Source organism: Stenotrophomonas rhizophila, from assembly GCF_020857975.1.
GTDB lineage: Bacteria > Pseudomonadota > Gammaproteobacteria > Xanthomonadales > Xanthomonadaceae > Stenotrophomonas > Stenotrophomonas rhizophila_C.
In genome coordinates, this window is sequence record NZ_JACWUO010000033.1 from 1 (window position 1) to 16,777 (window position 16,777).

Sequence of the window (16,777 nt, forward strand, 5' to 3'; positions counted from 1 at the left end):
CCGGAAGGTGTGGAAATGGTGATGCCGGGCGACAACGTGAAGATGGTTGTCACCCTGATCAACCCGGTCGCGATGGATGAAGGCCTGCGTTTCGCCATCCGTGAAGGCGGTCGTACCGTCGGCGCCGGCGTGGTCTCCAAGATCATCGCGTAAGTTTTTGCAATACCGGCGGTTGCATTGCGCTGCCGGTCTCGCGAATGGCGGGCCGGGAACCTCGGTCCGCCTTCGCCGTCTAAGGGAAGGCAAGTTTTTTCTGTACGCCAGTAGCTCAATTGGCAGAGCAGCGGTCTCCAAAACCGCAGGTTGGGGGTTCGAGTCCCTCCTGGCGTGCCACTTCTCCCTTCCAGCGGCAATGCCGCCTCAGTAGCCAGAGCCGGATGAATAGCAAGATCGAGCATTCCAAGGACAACGCCTCCCATGGAGGTGACATCGTCAAGTACGCCGCCGCAACGATCCTGGTGCTGGCGGGTCTTTTTGCTTGGTTCTGGTTTGGTGCTCCCGAGCATGCGTCCCAGAGTGCATGGGCCGGTCCGCTGCGCGGCCTGGCCGTTGTGGTCGGCCTGGTGGCCGGCCTCGGCGTGTTCCTGCTGACCGGCAAGGGTCGCGACACGCGTGAATTTCTTTCCGAATCGCGTTTCGAACTGCGCAAGGTAGTCTGGCCGACCCGCCAGGAAGCCATCCGCATGACCTGGGTGGTGGTCGTTGTCGTGATCATCCTCAGCTTGCTGCTGGGCGGATTTGACTTTGTGATTCAGAAAGCGACCCAGTGGTTCCTGGGTCGATAAGGAGAAACCTGTGAAGCGTTGGTACGTCGTTCACGCCTATTCGGGCTTCGAAAAGTCGGTTGCGCAGGCTCTGCGCGATCGCATCGTGCGTGACGAGATGCAGGAGCGCTTCGGTGATGTCCTGGTCCCGACCGAGGAAGTGGTCGAAATGCGCGCCGGCCAGAAGCGCCGTTCCGAGCGCAAGTTCTTCCCGGGTTACGTGCTGGTCCAGATCGAGACCCACGAAGAAAACGGCATTCCGCGCATCGACAACGAAAGCTGGCACCTGGTCAAGGACACCTCCAAGGTGATGGGTTTCATCGGCGGTACCGCCGATCGCCCGCTGCCGATCCGCGACGAAGAGGCTGCCGCCATCCTGGACCGTGTTCAGGAGGGCGTGGAAAAGCCCCGTCCGAAGGTGCTGTTCGAGCCGGGCCAGATGGTCCGCGTCACCGAAGGCCCTTTCAACGACTTCAATGGCGTGGTCGAGGAAGTCAACTACGAGAAGAGCCGTCTGCGCGTCTCGGTGCTGATCTTCGGTCGTGCCACCCCGGTCGAGCTCGAGTTCGGCCAGGTCGAAAAGGCCGTCTAGTAGAGCCGGGCTCTGCCCGGCTAGGCATCGCGGCCCAGCGGGGCAGAGCCCCGCTCTACCTTGCCTCGTCGCATTCAGGCAGGCTGGCGAAAACCTGATATAGTGCGCGGCTTCCTGCCAGGAAGCTGGCAAAAGCAAGGGCCGCCGCGAGGTGGCCTTCTGCGTGAATTCAAAACGCGATGCCGGGACGCGTGATTCCCGGTCCGATGGGGAGCCTGTAGTCGCAAGGCGCTAGCACCCGGAGAGCATACTCATGGCAAAGAAAGTTGTCGGTTACATCAAGCTGCAGGTGAAGGCCGGTCAGGCCAACCCCTCGCCGCCGGTCGGTCCTGCGCTGGGTCAGCGCGGCCTGAACATCATGGAATTCTGCAAGGCCTTCAATGCCGCCACGCAGAAGCTGGAGCCGGGTCTGCCGGTGCCGGTGATCATTACGGCCTATTCGGACCGTACCTTCACCTTCATCACCAAGAGCACCCCGGCTGCCGTGCTGCTCAAGAAGGCTGCAGGCATTGCCTCGGGCTCCAAGCGCCCGAACACCGAAAAGGTGGGCAAGGTCACCCGCAAGCAGCTCGAAGAGATCGCCAAGACCAAGGAAGCGGACCTGACGGCCGCCGACCTGGACGCCGCGGTGCGCACGATTGCCGGTTCTGCCCGTTCCATGGGCCTCGTGGTGGAGGGTTAAGAAGATGGCACAGACCAAGCGTGAGAAGGCCATCAAGGCCGCCGTCGTCCCGGGCAAGGCATATGCCTTCGAGGACGCCATCAAGATCCTGAAGACCGCTACCAAGGCCAAGTTCGTCGAGTCCTTCGACGTTGCGGTGCGCCTGGGCGTGGACGCCAAGAAGTCCGACCAGCAGGTGCGCGGTTCCACCGTGTTGCCGTCCGGTACCGGCAAGAGCGTGCGCGTTGCCGTGTTCGCACCGGCCGGTGCCAAGGCTGACGAAGCCCTGGCCGCTGGCGCCGAAGCCGTTGGCATGGAAGACCTGGCCGAGAAGATGCAGGCCGGCGATCTGAACTACGACGTCGTCATCGCCACCCCGGACGCCATGCGCGTCGTGGGCAAGCTGGGCACCGTGCTCGGCCCGCGCGGCCTGATGCCGAACCCGAAGGTCGGCACCGTATCGGCCAACCCGGGCGAAGCGGTCAAGAACGCCAAGTCGGGCCAGGTGCGTTACCGCACCGACAAGGCCGGCATCATCCATTGCACCATCGGCAAGGCCGACTTCGCCGAAGACGCGCTGAAGTTGAACCTGCAGGCGCTGCTGATGGACCTGATCAAGGCCAAGCCGGCTACCTCCAAGGGCACCTACCTGCAGAAGGTATCGGTCAGCTCGACGATGGGCCCGGGCGTCACCGTCGACCAGTCGTCGCTGACCCTGAAGTAATCGTTTCAAGCGGGTGCCGGGCCCAGGTCCGGCACCCGCGATATTTGAAGGCAATCCGAACGGGGTCCGCCCCGCGACGATAGCCGTCAAAGACCGCAGGCGCGGTCAGTACATACCGGCGACGGGCAGGGATGCTCGCATTGGCAGGGAGTCGCCGCCGGCGCAGTACCGACCGCTTAATCGATTCCTTCGGGAATCACCCTGCGTAGATGGTGCCCTTCTGGAGTTTTTTCTGGTTTACGCACGTCTGGGTTCTCCCAGGTTGGCCATCCAGGTCTAGAACGGCCCACCCTTGGAACATCAGCCCGATGTTCCCGGCGTCCAGGATGGATGCCGCCCAGGACCGCACACGGCAGGAGCCGTAAGCGGAGTTCAATTGGAGGAGTGCAATGGCTCTCAATCTGTCCCAGAAGCAAGAAGTAGTCGCCGAGCTGGCAGACGTCGCCGCCAAGGCCCACTCCTTGATCGCAGCCGAATACGCTGGCACCACGGTCTCCCAGATGACCGCGATGCGCAAGCAGGCACGCGAAACCGGCGTTTTCTTGAAAGTTGTCAAGAACACGCTGGCGGCACGTGCAGTGGAAGGCACCGAATACGAATGCGCCAAAGACGCGCTCGTCGGTCCGCTGCTGTACGCGTTCTCGCTCGAGGAGCCCGGCGCAGCCGGTCGCCTGATCAAGGATTTTGCCAAGACCAACGACAAGCTGCAGGCAAAGGTCGTGGCCATCGGCGGGGAACTGTTCCCGGCTGGTCACGTCGATGTGCTCGCCTCGCTGCCGACCCGCGATCAGGCCCTGGCCATGCTGGCCCGCGTCCTGGCCGAGCCGGTCACGATGTTTGCCCGTGCCATCAAGGCCGTGGCCGACAAGCAGGGTGGCGGTGAAACCGCTGACGCTGCCGAGCCGGTCGCCGAGACCGCCTGAGTCGACGTTTCCGTGGTTCCTGACGGAACCTCAACCCAGAAAATTATCCAAAGGTAATCAAAATGTCCCTTACCAACGAACAGATCGTCGAAGCCATCGCCGAGAAGTCCCTGATGGAAGTGATGGAGCTGGTCAAGGCCATCGAAGAGAAGTTCGGCGTCTCCGCCGCTGCTCCGGTCGCCGCAGCCGCTGCTGCTGGCCCGGCCGCTGCCGTGGAAGAGCAGACCGAGTTCGACGTCATCCTGAAGTCGGCCGGCGACAAGAAGGTCGAAGTCATCAAGGCTGTCCGCGCCATCACCGGCCTGGGCCTGAAGGAAGCGAAGGACCTGGCCGAAGCCGGCGGCATGATCAAGGAAGCCGCTTCGAAGGACGACGCTGCCAAGTTCAAGAAGGACCTGGAAGCTGCTGGCGCGACTGTCGAAGTCAAGTAAGCAGTTCCTTGCCTCGCCATCGAATCACGGCGATGCAGCCAAGGCTGGGGGCGCAAGCCCCCGGCCTTTGGTCGTTGTTGCGCGGTCGGGCCGACGCGTAGAGCCGACTGTTGTTCGGCCAAGCTTACCGGCCTCAAGCCGGCGAGTTGGCAGTTGGAAGTAGCGGGAGAAGGCGTGCTGGTGCCGGCAATACCAGCGACTTCCAACTGACAATTTTCATGTTCCCTTCGGGTCGCGCCTGTACGGCGGCCCGCACAGCCAAGGTGAGACCCCATGACGTCATATTCGTTCACCGAAAAGAAGCGTATCCGCAAGGATTTCGGCAAGCAGCGCTCGATTCTCGAAGTGCCTTTCCTGCTTGCCATCCAGGTCGATTCCTATCGCGAATTCCTGCAGGAAAACATCGATCCGGCCAAGCGCCGTGATCTGGGCCTGCACGCCGCCCTGAAGTCGGTGTTCCCGATCGCCAGCTACAGCGGCAACGCCGCGCTGGAATACGTCGGCTACAAGCTGGGCGACCCGGTGTTCGACGAGCGCGAGTGCCGTCAGCGCGGCATGAGCTACGGCGCGCCGCTGCGCGTGACCGTGCGCCTGGTGATCTACGACCGCGAGTCGTCGACCAAGGCCATCAAGTACGTGAAGGAGCAGGAGGTCTACCTCGGCGAAATCCCGCTGATGACCGACAACGGCACCTTCATCGTCAACGGTACCGAGCGCGTGATCGTCTCGCAGCTGCACCGTTCGCCGGGCGTGTTCTTCGACCACGACCGTGGCAAGACCCACAGCTCGGGCAAGCTGCTGTACAGCGCCCGCATCATTCCGTACCGCGGTTCCTGGCTGGACTTCGAGTTCGACCCGAAGGACGCGCTGTTCACCCGTATCGATCGCCGCCGCAAGCTGCCGGTGTCGATCCTGCTGCGTGCGCTGGGCTACAGCAACGAAGAAATGCTGGCCGAGTTCTTCGAGATCAACACCTTCCACATCAATCCCGATGAAGGCGTGCAGCTGGAACTGGTTGCCGAGCGTCTGCGCGGCGAAACCCTGAACTTCGACCTGGCCGACGGCGACAAGGTCATCGTCGAAGCCGGCAAGCGCATCACCGCGCGCCACGTCAAGCAGCTGGAAGCCTCGGGCATCGCCGCCCTGGCCGTGCCGGACGATTACATCGTCGGCCGCATCCTGTCGCACGACGTGGTCGATGCCAACACCGGTGAGCTGCTGGCCCAGGCCAACGACGAAATCACCGACGAACAGTTGCAGGCCTTCCGCAAGGCCGGCGTCGATGCCGTGGGCACCCTGTGGGTGAACGACCTGGATCGTGGCCCGTACCTGTCCAACACCCTGCGCATCGATCCGACCAAGACCCAGCTGGAAGCCCTGGTCGAGATCTACCGCATGATGCGTCCGGGCGAGCCGCCGACCAAGGATGCCGCGCAGAACCTGTTCCACAACCTGTTCTTCACCTTCGAGCGTTACGACCTGTCCACGGTCGGCCGGATGAAGTTCAACCGTCGTGTCGGCCGCAAGGAAGTCACCGGCGAAGCGGTGCTGTACGACCGCAAGTATTTCGGCGAGCGCAACGACGAAGAATCCAAGCGTCTGGTCGCCGAGCACGGCGACAGCTCGGACATCCTGGAAGTGATCAAGGTCCTGACCGAGATCCGCAACGGCCGCGGCGTCGTCGATGACATCGACCACCTGGGCAACCGTCGCGTGCGTTCGGTCGGCGAAATGGCCGAGAACGTGTTCCGCGTGGGCCTGGTCCGCGTCGAGCGCGCGGTCAAGGAACGCCTGTCGATGGCCGAGTCCGAAGGCCTGACCCCGCAGGAGCTGATCAACGCCAAGCCGGTCGCCGCTGCCATCAAGGAGTTCTTCGGCTCCTCGCAGCTGTCCCAGTTCATGGATCAGAACAACCCGCTGTCGGAAGTGACGCACAAGCGTCGTGTCTCGGCCCTGGGCCCGGGCGGCCTGACCCGCGAACGCGCCGGCTTCGAAGTGCGCGACGTGCACCCGACCCATTACGGCCGCGTCTGCACCATCGAAACCCCGGAAGGCCCGAACATCGGCCTGATCAACTCGCTGGCCGTGTACGCCCGCACCAACCAGTACGGTTTCCTCGAGACCCCGTACCGCAAGGTTGCCGACGGCAAGGTTTCCGACGAGATCGAGTTCCTGTCGGCGATCGAAGAGAACGAATACGTCATCGCCCAGGCCAATGCCCTGACCGACGCCAAGAGCATGCTCACCGAGCAGTTCGTGCCGTGCCGTTACCAGGGTGAGTCGCTGCTCAAGCCGCCGGCGGAAGTCCACTTCATGGACGTCTCGCCGATGCAGACCGTGTCGATCGCTGCCGCGCTGGTCCCGTTCCTGGAGCACGATGACGCCAACCGTGCACTGATGGGCGCCAACATGCAGCGCCAGGCCGTGCCGACCCTGCGTGCGCAGAAGCCGCTGGTGGGCACCGGTATCGAACGCGCCGTGGCCCGTGACTCGGGCGTGACCGTGAACGCCCGTCGTGGCGGCGAGATCGTGCAGATCGACGCCGGCCGCATCGTGGTCAAGGTCAACGAAGTGGAGATCACCGACGCGACCGACGCCGGCGTGGACATCTACAACCTGATCAAGTACACCCGCTCCAACCAGAACACCTGCATCAACCAGCGTCCGCTGGTGGAAGTGGGCAACGTGGTGGCGCGTGGCGACGTGCTGGCCGACGGTCCGTCCACCGACATCGGCGAACTGGCCCTGGGCCAGAACATGCTGATCGCCTTCATGCCGTGGAACGGCTACAACTTCGAAGACTCCATCCTGCTCTCCGAGCGCGTGGTGGAAGAGGATCGCTACACCACGATCCACATCGAAGAGCTGACCTGCGTTGCGCGCGACACCAAGCTGGGGCCGGAGGAAATCTCCGCCGACATCCCCAACGTCTCCGAGCAGGCATTGAACCGCCTGGACGAGAGCGGCGTGGTGTACATCGGTGCGGAAGTGCGCGCCGGCGACATCATGGTCGGCAAGGTCACCCCGAAGGGCGAAAGCCAGCTGACCCCGGAAGAGAAGCTGCTGCGCGCGATCTTCGGCGAGAAGGCTTCGGACGTGAAGGACAGCTCGCTGCGCGTGCCGCCGGGCATGGACGGCACCGTCATCGACGTACAGGTCTTCACCCGCGACGGCATCGAGAAGGACAAGCGCGCCCGTCAGATCGAAGAGTCTGAAATCAAGCGCGTCAAGAAGGACTTCGACGACCAGTTCCGCATCCTGGAAGGCGCCATCTACGCCCGTCTGCGTTCGCAGATCGTGGGCAAGGTGGTCAACGGCGGTGCCAACCTGAAGAAGGGCGACACCGTTACCGACGCCTACCTGGACGGCCTGAAGAAGGCCGACTGGTTCGTGCTGCGCATGAAGGACGACGACGCTTCGGAAGCCATCGAGCGCGCGCAGAAGCAGATCCAGGCGCACGAGAAGGAATTCGAGCGTCGCTTCGCCGACAAGCGCGGCAAGATCACCGCGGGCGACGACCTGGCTCCGGGCGTGCTGAAGATGGTCAAGGTGTTCCTGGCCGTGAAGCGCCGCATCCAGCCGGGCGACAAGATGGCCGGCCGCCACGGCAACAAGGGTGTGGTCTCCAACGTGGTGCCGGTCGAGGACATGCCGTACATGGCCTCGGGCGAAACCGTGGACATCGTGCTGAACCCGCTGGGCGTGCCGTCGCGTATGAACATCGGCCAGATCCTGGAAGTGCATCTGGGCTGGGCCGCCAAGGGCCTGGGCCGCAAGATCCAGGGCATGCTCGAGGCACAGGCCGCGATCAGCGACCTGCGCAAGTTCCTCGACGATGTGTACAACCACGACAAGACCCAGCACGCCAACCACGTCGACCTGACCCAGTTCAGCGACGAGGAGCTGCTGCGCCTGGCCGGCAACCTGACCGACGGCGTGCCGATGGCCACCCCGGTGTTCGACGGTGCCACCGAAGCCGAGATCAAGCACATGCTTGCCCTGGCCGACCTGCCGCTGAGCGGCCAGACCCAGCTGTATGACGGCCGCACCGGTGAGGCATTCGATCGCCACACCACCGTCGGCTACATGCACTACCTGAAGCTGAACCACCTGGTCGACGACAAGATGCACGCCCGTTCGACCGGCCCGTACTCGCTCGTTACCCAGCAGCCGCTGGGCGGCAAGGCGCAGTTCGGTGGCCAGCGCTTCGGTGAAATGGAAGTCTGGGCGCTGGAAGCCTACGGCGCGGCCTACACCCTGCAGGAAATGCTGACGGTGAAGTCCGATGACGTGCAGGGCCGCAACCAGATGTACAAGAACATCGTCGACGGTGAGCACGAGATGGTCGCGGGCATGCCGGAATCCTTCAACGTTCTCGTGAAGGAAATCCGCTCGCTGGCCATCAACATGGAACTGGAAGACAACTGATCGCGCAGGCGCGGCTGCCCCGGCAGCCGCGCCGCCGGATGTGACTGACAGCTCCATCGACAAGAGATTTCCTCCTTTCGGAGAAACACCATGAAAGACTTGCTGAACCTCTTCAACCAGCAGCGCCAGACGCTGGACTTCGACGCGATCAAGATCGCGCTGGCCTCGCCGGACCTGATCCGTTCGTGGTCCTTCGGCGAAGTGAAGAAGCCGGAAACCATCAACTACCGTACCTTCAAGCCGGAGCGTGACGGCCTGTTCTGCGCCGCCATCTTCGGGCCGGTCAAGGACTACGAGTGCCTGTGCGGCAAGTACAAGCGCATGAAGCACCGCGGCGTGGTCTGCGAAAAGTGCGGCACCGAAGTGACCCTGGCCAAGGTGCGCCGCGAGCGCATGGGCCACATCGACCTGGCCTCGCCGGTCGCGCACATCTGGTTCCTCAAGTCGCTGCCGTCGCGCATCGGCCTGATGCTGGACATGACCCTGCGCGACATCGAGCGCGTGCTGTACTTCGAAGCCTACGTGGTGACCGAGCCGGGCCTGACCGCCCTGGAGCGCCGCCAGCTGCTGACCGAAGAACAGTACCTGCAGGCGCGCCAGGAGCACGGCGACGACTTCGACGCCGCCATGGGCGCCGAGGCCGTGTACGAACTGCTGCGCACCATCGACCTGCAGTCGGAAATGACCCGCCTGCGCGAAGAAATCGCCAGCACCGGTTCGGAAACCAAGCTCAAGCGACTGACCAAGCGCATCAAGCTGGTCGAAGCCTTCCTCGAATCGGGCAACCGCCCGGAGTGGATGGTGATGACCGTGCTGCCGGTGCTGCCGCCGGACCTGCGTCCGCTGGTGCCGCTGGACGGTGGCCGCTTTGCGACCTCGGACCTGAACGACCTGTACCGCCGCGTCATCAACCGCAACAACCGCCTGCGCCGCCTGCTCGAGCTGAACGCGCCGGACATCATCGTGCGCAATGAAAAGCGCATGCTGCAGGAATCGGTCGATGCGCTGCTGGACAACGGCCGCCGTGGCCGTGCCATCACCGGCACCAACAAGCGCCCGCTGAAGTCGCTGGCCGACATGATCAAGGGCAAGCAGGGCCGCTTCCGCCAGAACCTGCTGGGCAAGCGCGTGGACTACTCGGGCCGTTCGGTCATCGTGGTCGGTCCGTACCTGCGCCTGCACCAGTGCGGCCTGCCGAAGAAGATGGCGCTGGAACTGTTCAAGCCGTTCGTGTTCGCCAAGCTGCAGCGTCGTGGCCTGGCCACCACCATCAAGGCCGCCAAGAAGCTGGTCGAGCGCGAAGAAGCCGAAGTCTGGGACATCCTGGAAGAGGTCATCCGCGAACATCCGGTGATGCTGAACCGTGCGCCGACCCTGCATCGTCTGGGCATCCAGGCGTTCGAGCCGGTGCTGATCGAAGGCAAGGCCATCCAGCTGCATCCGCTGGTCTGCACTGCGTTCAACGCCGACTTCGACGGTGACCAGATGGCCGTCCACGTGCCGCTCTCGCTGGAAGCCCAGCTGGAAGCGCGTGCGCTGATGATGTCCACCAACAACATCCTGTCGCCGGCCAACGGCGAGCCGATCATCGTGCCGTCGCAGGACGTGGTGCTGGGCCTGTACTACATGACCCGCTCGCTGGAGAACAAGAAGGGCGAGGGCATGGCCTTCGCCAACATCTCCGAAGTCAAGCGCGCCTACGACAACCGCGTGGTCGAACTGCACGCACGGGTCAAGGTCCGCATCACCGAAGTGGTGACCGACGAGGAAGGCAACAAGCAGAACAAGACCTCGATCGTGGACACCACGATCGGTCGCGCCCTGCTGGCTGAAATCCTGCCGGAAGGCCTGCCGTTCGCGCTGGCCAACACCGAGCTGACCAAGAAGAACATCAGCCGCCTGATCAACTCCAGCTACCGCCAGCTGGGCTTGAAGGACACGGTCGTGTTCGCCGACAAGCTGATGTACACCGGCTTTGCCTACGCAACCCGCGCCGGCGTGTCGATCGGTATCGACGACATGCTGATCCCGGACGAGAAGAAGGGCATCCTCACCGAGGCCGAAGCCGAAGTGCTGGAAATCCAGGAGCAGTACCAGTCGGGCCTGGTCACCGCCGGCGAACGCTACAACAAGGTGGTCGACATCTGGTCGCGCACCAATGAACGCATCGCCAAGGCGATGATGGACACCATCGGTACCGAGAAGGTCATCAATGCCAAGGGCGAGACCATCGACCAGAAGTCGATGAACTCCCTGTACATCATGGCCGACTCCGGTGCGCGAGGCAGCCAGGCGCAGATCCGCCAGCTGGCCGGTATGCGCGGCCTGATGGCGCGTCCGGATGGCTCGATCATCGAGACGCCCATCAAGGCGAACTTCCGCGAAGGCCTGAACGTGCAGGAGTACTTCAACTCCACCCACGGTGCCCGTAAGGGTCTGGCCGATACCGCGCTGAAGACGGCCAACTCGGGTTACCTGACCCGTCGTCTGGTCGACGTGGCGCAGGATGTGGTGATCACCGAGGTGGATTGCGGTACCACCGAAGGCCTGACCATGACTCCGATCGTGGAAGGCGGCGACGTCGTGGAGCCGTTGAAGGACCGCGTGCTGGGTCGTGTGGTGGCCGAGGACGTGTTCCTGCCGGGCAACGACGAAGATCCGATTGTGACCCGCAACACCCTGCTCGACGAAGCCTGGGTCGCCAAGCTGGAAGATGCCGGCGTGCAGAGCATCAAGGTGCGCTCGACGATCTCCTGCGCCTCGGCGTTCGGCGTCTGCGGCCGTTGCTACGGCCGCGATCTGGCCCGTGGCCACATCGTCAACATCGGTGAAGCGGTCGGCGTCATCGCCGCCCAGTCGATCGGCGAGCCGGGTACCCAGCTGACCATGCGTACCTTCCACATCGGTGGTGCGGCATCGCGTGCGGCTGCGGTGGACAACATCACGGTGAAGACCACCGGTTCGGTGAAGTTCAACAACCTCAAGTCGGTCGAGCACGCCAACGGCTCGCTGGTTGCGGTGTCGCGTTCGGGCGAAATCTCGGTGCTCGATGCCCACGGCCGTGAGCGCGAGCGCTACAAGCTGCCGTACGGCTCGATGATCGCGTCCAAGGACGGCGATGCGGTGAAGGCTGGCCAGACCGTGGCCAACTGGGACCCGCATAACCACCCGATCGTTTCGGAAGTGGCCGGTTTCATCCGCTTCATCGACTTCATCGACGGCGTCACCGTCATCGAGAAGACCGACGAACTGACCGGCCTCGCCTCGCGCGAGATCACCGATCCGAAGCGTCGTGGTTCGCAGGCCAAGGAGCTGCGCCCGATCGTGCGCATCGTCGATGCCAAGGGCAATGACCTGACCATCCCGAACACCGACCTGCCGGCCCAGTACCTGCTGCCGCCGCGCTCGATCGTCAACCTGCAGGACGGCGCCGCCGTCGGCGTGGGCGACGTGGTCGCCAAGATCCCGCAGGAAGCGTCCAAGACCCGCGACATCACCGGTGGTCTGCCGCGCGTTGCCGATCTGTTCGAAGCGCGCAAGCCGAAGGATCCGGCGATCCTGGCCGAGCGTTCGGGCATCATCAGCTTCGGCAAGGACACCAAGGGCAAGCAGCGCCTGATCATCAAGGACACCGATGGTTCCGAACACGAAGAACTGATCCCGAAGTACCGTCAGGTGATCGTGTTCGAAGGCGAGCACGTGACCAAGGGCGAAACCATCGTGGACGGCGAGCCGAGCCCGCAGGACATCCTGCGTCTGCTGGGCGTCGAACCGCTGGCGGCCTACCTGGTCAAGGAAATCCAGGACGTGTACCGCCTGCAGGGCGTGAAGATCAACGACAAGCACATCGAGGTGATCACCCGCCAGATGCTGCGCAAGGTCGAGATCACCGACCAGGGCAGCAGCAAGTTCCTGAATGGCGAGCAGGCCGAGCGCCAGCGCGTCATCGAGGAAAATGCCCGCCTGGCGGTCCGCAACGAGCTGCCGGCCCGTTTCGATCCGGTCCTGCTGGGCATCACCAAGGCCTCGCTGGCGACCGAGTCGTTCATTTCGGCCGCATCGTTCCAGGAAACCACCCGCGTGCTGACCGAAGCTGCCGTCCGCGGCACCTCGGACAACCTGCGCGGCCTGAAGGAAAACGTCATCGTCGGCCGCCTGATCCCGGCCGGTACCGGTCTGGCGTACCACGCCAACCGCCGCCGCAACGCCTCCGGGCTGACCGAGTCGGAAATGCAGACCCTGTCCGGTTCGCCGGTCCTGGCTGCACCGGTCGCGGACGTGGTGGTCGAAGCCACCGATGCCGACCAGGCCGCGGACGAGTGATGAAACCGGTCCGGCCCTCGGGCCGGACCATCTTCCGGTAGCGGCCGACCATTGGTCGGCGGATCGGAAGGGGCAGGGCACGGCCATTGGCCGCGCCCGGCCGAACCCAGCGGTGGCGTAACAGCCACCAATGCGGTAGGATGCCGGCCGGTCCGCGAAAGGGGACCGGTTTTGACAACCTGAACGGGAGGCATGGAGAAGGCTCCCCTGTAACGGCCCGGGATCAGGGCTGGCTTGGCGCGTGCGCATTTGACTGCGTTTTCGCCAGGTTGCTACAATCGTCTGTCTCAGCAGGCCGGTTTTACGCCTGCTCGCACAAATCCGCATTCATGGCCGGTTTTTTCACTGGCCTCTCTCAGAAGAACATACTGATGGCGACGATCAATCAGCTTGTCCGCAAGCCGCGGCAGGCAACCACTTATAAGAGTGCCTCCCCGGCCCTCGATAAGTGCCCCCAGCGACGTGGCGTCTGCACGCGCGTGTACACCACCACTCCGAAGAAGCCGAACTCGGCGCTTCGCAAGGTTGCCAAGGTTCGCCTGACCAACCAGGAAGAAGTGATTAGCTATATCGGCGGCGAAGGCCACAACCTGCAGGAGCACTCCGTGGTCCTGATCCGTGGCGGCCGCGTCAAGGATCTGCCGGGTGTGCGTTACCACACTGTGCGTGGCTCGCTGGACGCCTCCGGCGTTGCCAAGCGTCGCCAGGGCCGTTCCAAGTACGGCGCCAAGCGTCCGAAGAGCTAAGGGAAAGTACAATGTCTCGTAAAGGTAATACGCCGCAGCGCGCAGTCCTGCCGGATCCGAAGCACGGAAGTGAAACCATCGCCCGTTTCATCAACATGGTCATGTTGAGTGGCAAGAAGTCGGTCGCTGAAAAGATCGTCTACGGCGCCATGGACGTGATCGGCGAAAAGAACCCGAACACCGTCGAGCTGGTTCAGAAGGCTCTGGAAAACGTGGCTCCGTCGGTCGAAGTCAAGTCCCGCCGTGTCGGTGGTGCCACCTACCAGGTGCCGGTCGAAGTGCGTTCGTCGCGCAAGATGGCGCTGGCCATGCGCTGGCTGATCGACTCGGCGCGCAAGCGTGGTGAGAACACCATGCCGAAGAAGCTGGCTGCCGAACTGCTGGACGCCTCGGAAAACCGTGGTGGCGCCATCAAGAAGCGCGAAGAAACCCACCGTATGGCCGAAGCCAACAAGGCATTCGCCCACTACCGCTGGTGAGTTTGACGGCCTTGCAAAACAGGCGCAGCGGCACTATCTAGTGCCGCTTCGCGGCACCTGGGGTGTCGCGCCAATCCGAAGGCCGCCGAAAGGCGGCGTTCGGCCATCCGAATTCCAAGAAATTGAGAGGCTCCCGTGGCCCGCAACACTCCCATCGAGCGTTACCGCAACTTCGGCATCATGGCTCACATCGATGCCGGCAAGACCACCACGTCCGAGCGCATCCTGTTCTACACCGGCAAGAGCCACAAGATCGGTGAAGTGCATGACGGCGCTGCCACCATGGACTGGATGGAGCAGGAGCAGGAGCGTGGCATCACGATCCAGTCCGCTGCCACCACCGCGTTCTGGAAGGGCATGGACAAGTCCCTGCCGGAGCATCGCTTCAACATCATCGACACCCCCGGGCACGTCGACTTCACCATCGAAGTCGAGCGTTCGCTGCGCGTGCTCGACGGTGCGGTGTTCGTGCTGTGCGCCGTCGGTGGCGTGCAGCCGCAGTCGGAAACCGTGTGGCGCCAAGCCAACCGGTACAAGGTGCCGCGTATTGCCTTCGTCAACAAGATGGACCGCACCGGCGCCAACTTCACCAAGGTCGTTGGCCAGTTGAAGGCCAAGCTGGGCGCCACCGCGGTGCCGATGCAGCTGCCGATCGGCGCCGAAGAAAACTTCAAGGGCGTGGTCGACCTGATCAAGATGAAGGCCATCCATTGGGATGAAGCCTCGCAGGGCATGAAGTTCGAGTACCTGGAGATCCCGGCCGACATGCAGGCGGAGGCCGAAGCGGCCCGCACCTTCATGATCGAGGCGGCGGCTGAAGCCAGCGAAGAGCTGATGGAAAAGTACCTGGGCGGCGAAGAGCTGACCGAGGCCGAGATCGTCGAAGCCCTGCGCGTGCGCACCCTGGCCACCGACATCGTGCCGATGTACTGCGGCTCGGCGTTCAAGAACAAGGGCGTGCAGGCCATGCTGGACGGCGTGGTGCAGCTGCTGCCGTCGCCGATCGACGTGCCGGACGTGACCGGTACCGACGTGGACGATGAAACCATCGCCCTGAGCCGCAAGTCCGACGACAAGGCCCCGTTCTCGGCGCTGGCCTTCAAGATCATCACCGACCCGTTCGTCGGCGCGCTGACCTTCTTCCGTGTCTATTCGGGCACGCTGAACGCCGGCGACCAGCTGCTGAACTCGGTGAAGGGCAAGAAGGAGCGCATCGGCCGCATCCTGCAGATGCACTCCAACGATCGCGAAGAAATCAAGGAAGTGCTGGCCGGCGACATCGCCGCGGCGGTGGGCCTGAAGGACACCACCACCGGCGACACCCTGTGCTCGCAGGACCACCCGATCATCCTGGAGCGCATGGTGTTCCCGGAGCCGGTCATCTCGATGGCCGTCGAGCCGAAGACCAAGTCCGACCAGGAAAAGATGGGCCTGGCACTGGGTCGTCTGGCCCAGGAAGATCCGTCGTTCCGCGTCAAGACCGACGAAGAATCCGGCCAGACCATCATCTCCGGCATGGGCGAACTGCACCTGGACATCATCGTTGACCGCATGAAGCGCGAGTTCAACGTTGAAGCCAACGTCGGCAAGCCGCAGGTGGCCTACCGCGAAACCATCCAGATGGCCGACGTCAAGTCGGACTACAAGCACGCCAAGCAGTCCGGTGGTAAGGGCCAGTACGGTCACGTCGTGATCGAGCTGTCGCCGATCACCGCTGAAGACCGTGCCGATCCCAAGCTGTCCGCTGCGATCAAGGATGACTTCCTGTTCATCAACGACATCACCGGTGGCGTGATTCCGAAGGAATTCATTCCGTCGATCGAAAAGGGCCTGCGCGAAACCATCACCAGCGGTCCGCTGGCCGGCTTCCCGGTCGTGGACGTCAAGGTGAAGCTGGTGTTCGGCTCGTACCATGACGTCGACTCCTCGGAAATGGCGTTCAAGCTCGCGTCCTCGATGGCCTTCAAGCAGGGCTTCCAGAAGGCCAAGCCGGTCCTGCTGGAGCCGATCATGAAGGTCGAGATCGTGACCCCGGAGGATTACCAGGGTGACGTGATGGGCGACGTCAGCCGTCGTCGTGGCGTGCTGCAGGGTTCGAGCACCACCGGTGACGGTTCGGCCAGCATCATCAACGCGATGATCCCGCTGGGCGAAATGTTCGGTTACGCCACCTCGCTGCGTTCGCAGACCCAGGGTCGTGCGACGTTCACGATGGAGTTCGACCACTACGAGCCGGCGCCGAACAACATCGCCGAAACCGTGATCAAGAAGTCCTGAGCGTAAGCTCAGGCCTTCACCTCTTTCTTTCTGATATCCAAGGTATAAAACAATGGCAAAGGGTAAGTTCGAGCGCACCAAGCCGCACGTCAACGTCGGCACCATTGGTCACGTCGATCACGGCAAGACCACGCTGACCGCTGCACTGACCAAGATCGGTGCCGAGCGCTTCGGTGGCGAGTTCAAGGATTACTCCTCGATCGACGCCGCGCCGGAAGAAAAGGCACGTGGCATCACGATCTCGACCGCGCACGTCGAGTACGAATCCAGCGAACGTCATTACGCCCACGTCGATTGCCCGGGCCATGCCGACTACGTCAAGAACATGATCACCGGTGCTGCCCAGATGGACGGCGCGATCCTGGTCTGTTCGGCTGCTGACGGCCCGATGCCGCAGACCCGCGAGCACATCCTGCTGTCGCGTCAGGT

At 63.3% G+C, this 16,777-nt stretch carries 12 protein-coding genes, 1 tRNA gene and 1 pseudogene; all 14 read left to right on the top strand.

Features of this window, described 5'->3' with window-relative positions:
* Positions 1-153, top strand: a pseudogene (locus IC535_RS18355) (elongation factor Tu); the annotation flags it as partial.
* 104 nt (positions 154-257) lie between these two features.
* A tRNA-Trp gene (locus tag IC535_RS18360) sits at positions 258-333 on the top strand.
* Positions 334-377: 44 nt separating this feature from the next.
* Positions 378-785: a preprotein translocase subunit SecE gene (secE, locus tag IC535_RS18365; RefSeq protein ID WP_228886375.1), complete on the top strand. Its 408-nt coding sequence runs from the start codon at positions 378-380 to the stop codon at positions 783-785.
* A 10-nt stretch (positions 786-795) separates the two neighbouring features.
* Positions 796-1,356 carry a transcription termination/antitermination protein NusG gene (gene nusG / locus IC535_RS18370; RefSeq protein ID WP_019186115.1) on the top strand — a complete coding sequence of 187 codons (561 nt, stop codon included), beginning with the start codon at positions 796-798 and terminating at the stop codon, positions 1,354-1,356.
* 253 nt (positions 1,357-1,609) lie between these two features.
* A complete protein-coding gene (gene rplK, locus IC535_RS18375; RefSeq protein ID WP_228886376.1) occupies positions 1,610-2,038 on the top strand; it encodes a 50S ribosomal protein L11 in 429 nt (142 codons plus the stop codon).
* A 4-nt stretch (positions 2,039-2,042) separates the two neighbouring features.
* A complete protein-coding gene (gene rplA, locus IC535_RS18380; RefSeq protein ID WP_038690311.1) occupies positions 2,043-2,741 on the top strand; it encodes a 50S ribosomal protein L1 in 699 nt (232 codons plus the stop codon).
* Between the two features lie 389 nt (positions 2,742-3,130).
* The gene (rplJ, locus tag IC535_RS18385; RefSeq protein ID WP_228886377.1) at positions 3,131-3,664 is read left to right on the top strand and encodes a 50S ribosomal protein L10; all 534 of its coding nucleotides are present in this window, start codon (positions 3,131-3,133) and stop codon (positions 3,662-3,664) included.
* A gap of 62 nt (positions 3,665-3,726) precedes the next feature.
* Positions 3,727-4,095 carry a 50S ribosomal protein L7/L12 gene (gene rplL / locus IC535_RS18390; protein ID WP_228886378.1) on the top strand — a complete coding sequence of 123 codons (369 nt, stop codon included), beginning with the start codon at positions 3,727-3,729 and terminating at the stop codon, positions 4,093-4,095.
* 273 nt (positions 4,096-4,368) lie between these two features.
* On the top strand, positions 4,369-8,523 hold the full coding sequence (gene rpoB / locus IC535_RS18395) for a DNA-directed RNA polymerase subunit beta (protein ID WP_228886379.1): 4,155 nt from the start codon (positions 4,369-4,371) through the stop codon (positions 8,521-8,523).
* Between the two features lie 90 nt (positions 8,524-8,613).
* Positions 8,614-12,846 (top strand): DNA-directed RNA polymerase subunit beta', encoded by a 4,233-nt coding sequence (gene rpoC, locus IC535_RS18400; RefSeq protein WP_228886380.1) that lies wholly within the window; start codon positions 8,614-8,616, stop codon positions 12,844-12,846.
* Between the two features lie 371 nt (positions 12,847-13,217).
* Positions 13,218-13,592: a 30S ribosomal protein S12 gene (gene rpsL, locus IC535_RS18405; protein WP_017356008.1), complete on the top strand. Its 375-nt coding sequence runs from the start codon at positions 13,218-13,220 to the stop codon at positions 13,590-13,592.
* A gap of 11 nt (positions 13,593-13,603) precedes the next feature.
* Positions 13,604-14,071, top strand: a complete 468-nt coding sequence (gene rpsG, locus IC535_RS18410) for a 30S ribosomal protein S7 (protein WP_228886381.1) — start codon at positions 13,604-13,606, stop codon at positions 14,069-14,071.
* Between the two features lie 135 nt (positions 14,072-14,206).
* Positions 14,207-16,348, top strand: coding sequence for an elongation factor G (gene fusA / locus IC535_RS18415; RefSeq protein ID WP_228886382.1), 2,142 nt, complete (start codon positions 14,207-14,209; stop codon positions 16,346-16,348).
* 52 nt (positions 16,349-16,400) lie between these two features.
* Positions 16,401-16,777, top strand: a 377-nt coding sequence (locus tag IC535_RS18420; RefSeq protein ID WP_228958704.1) for a GTP-binding protein, incomplete at its 3' end; no start/stop codon positions are given.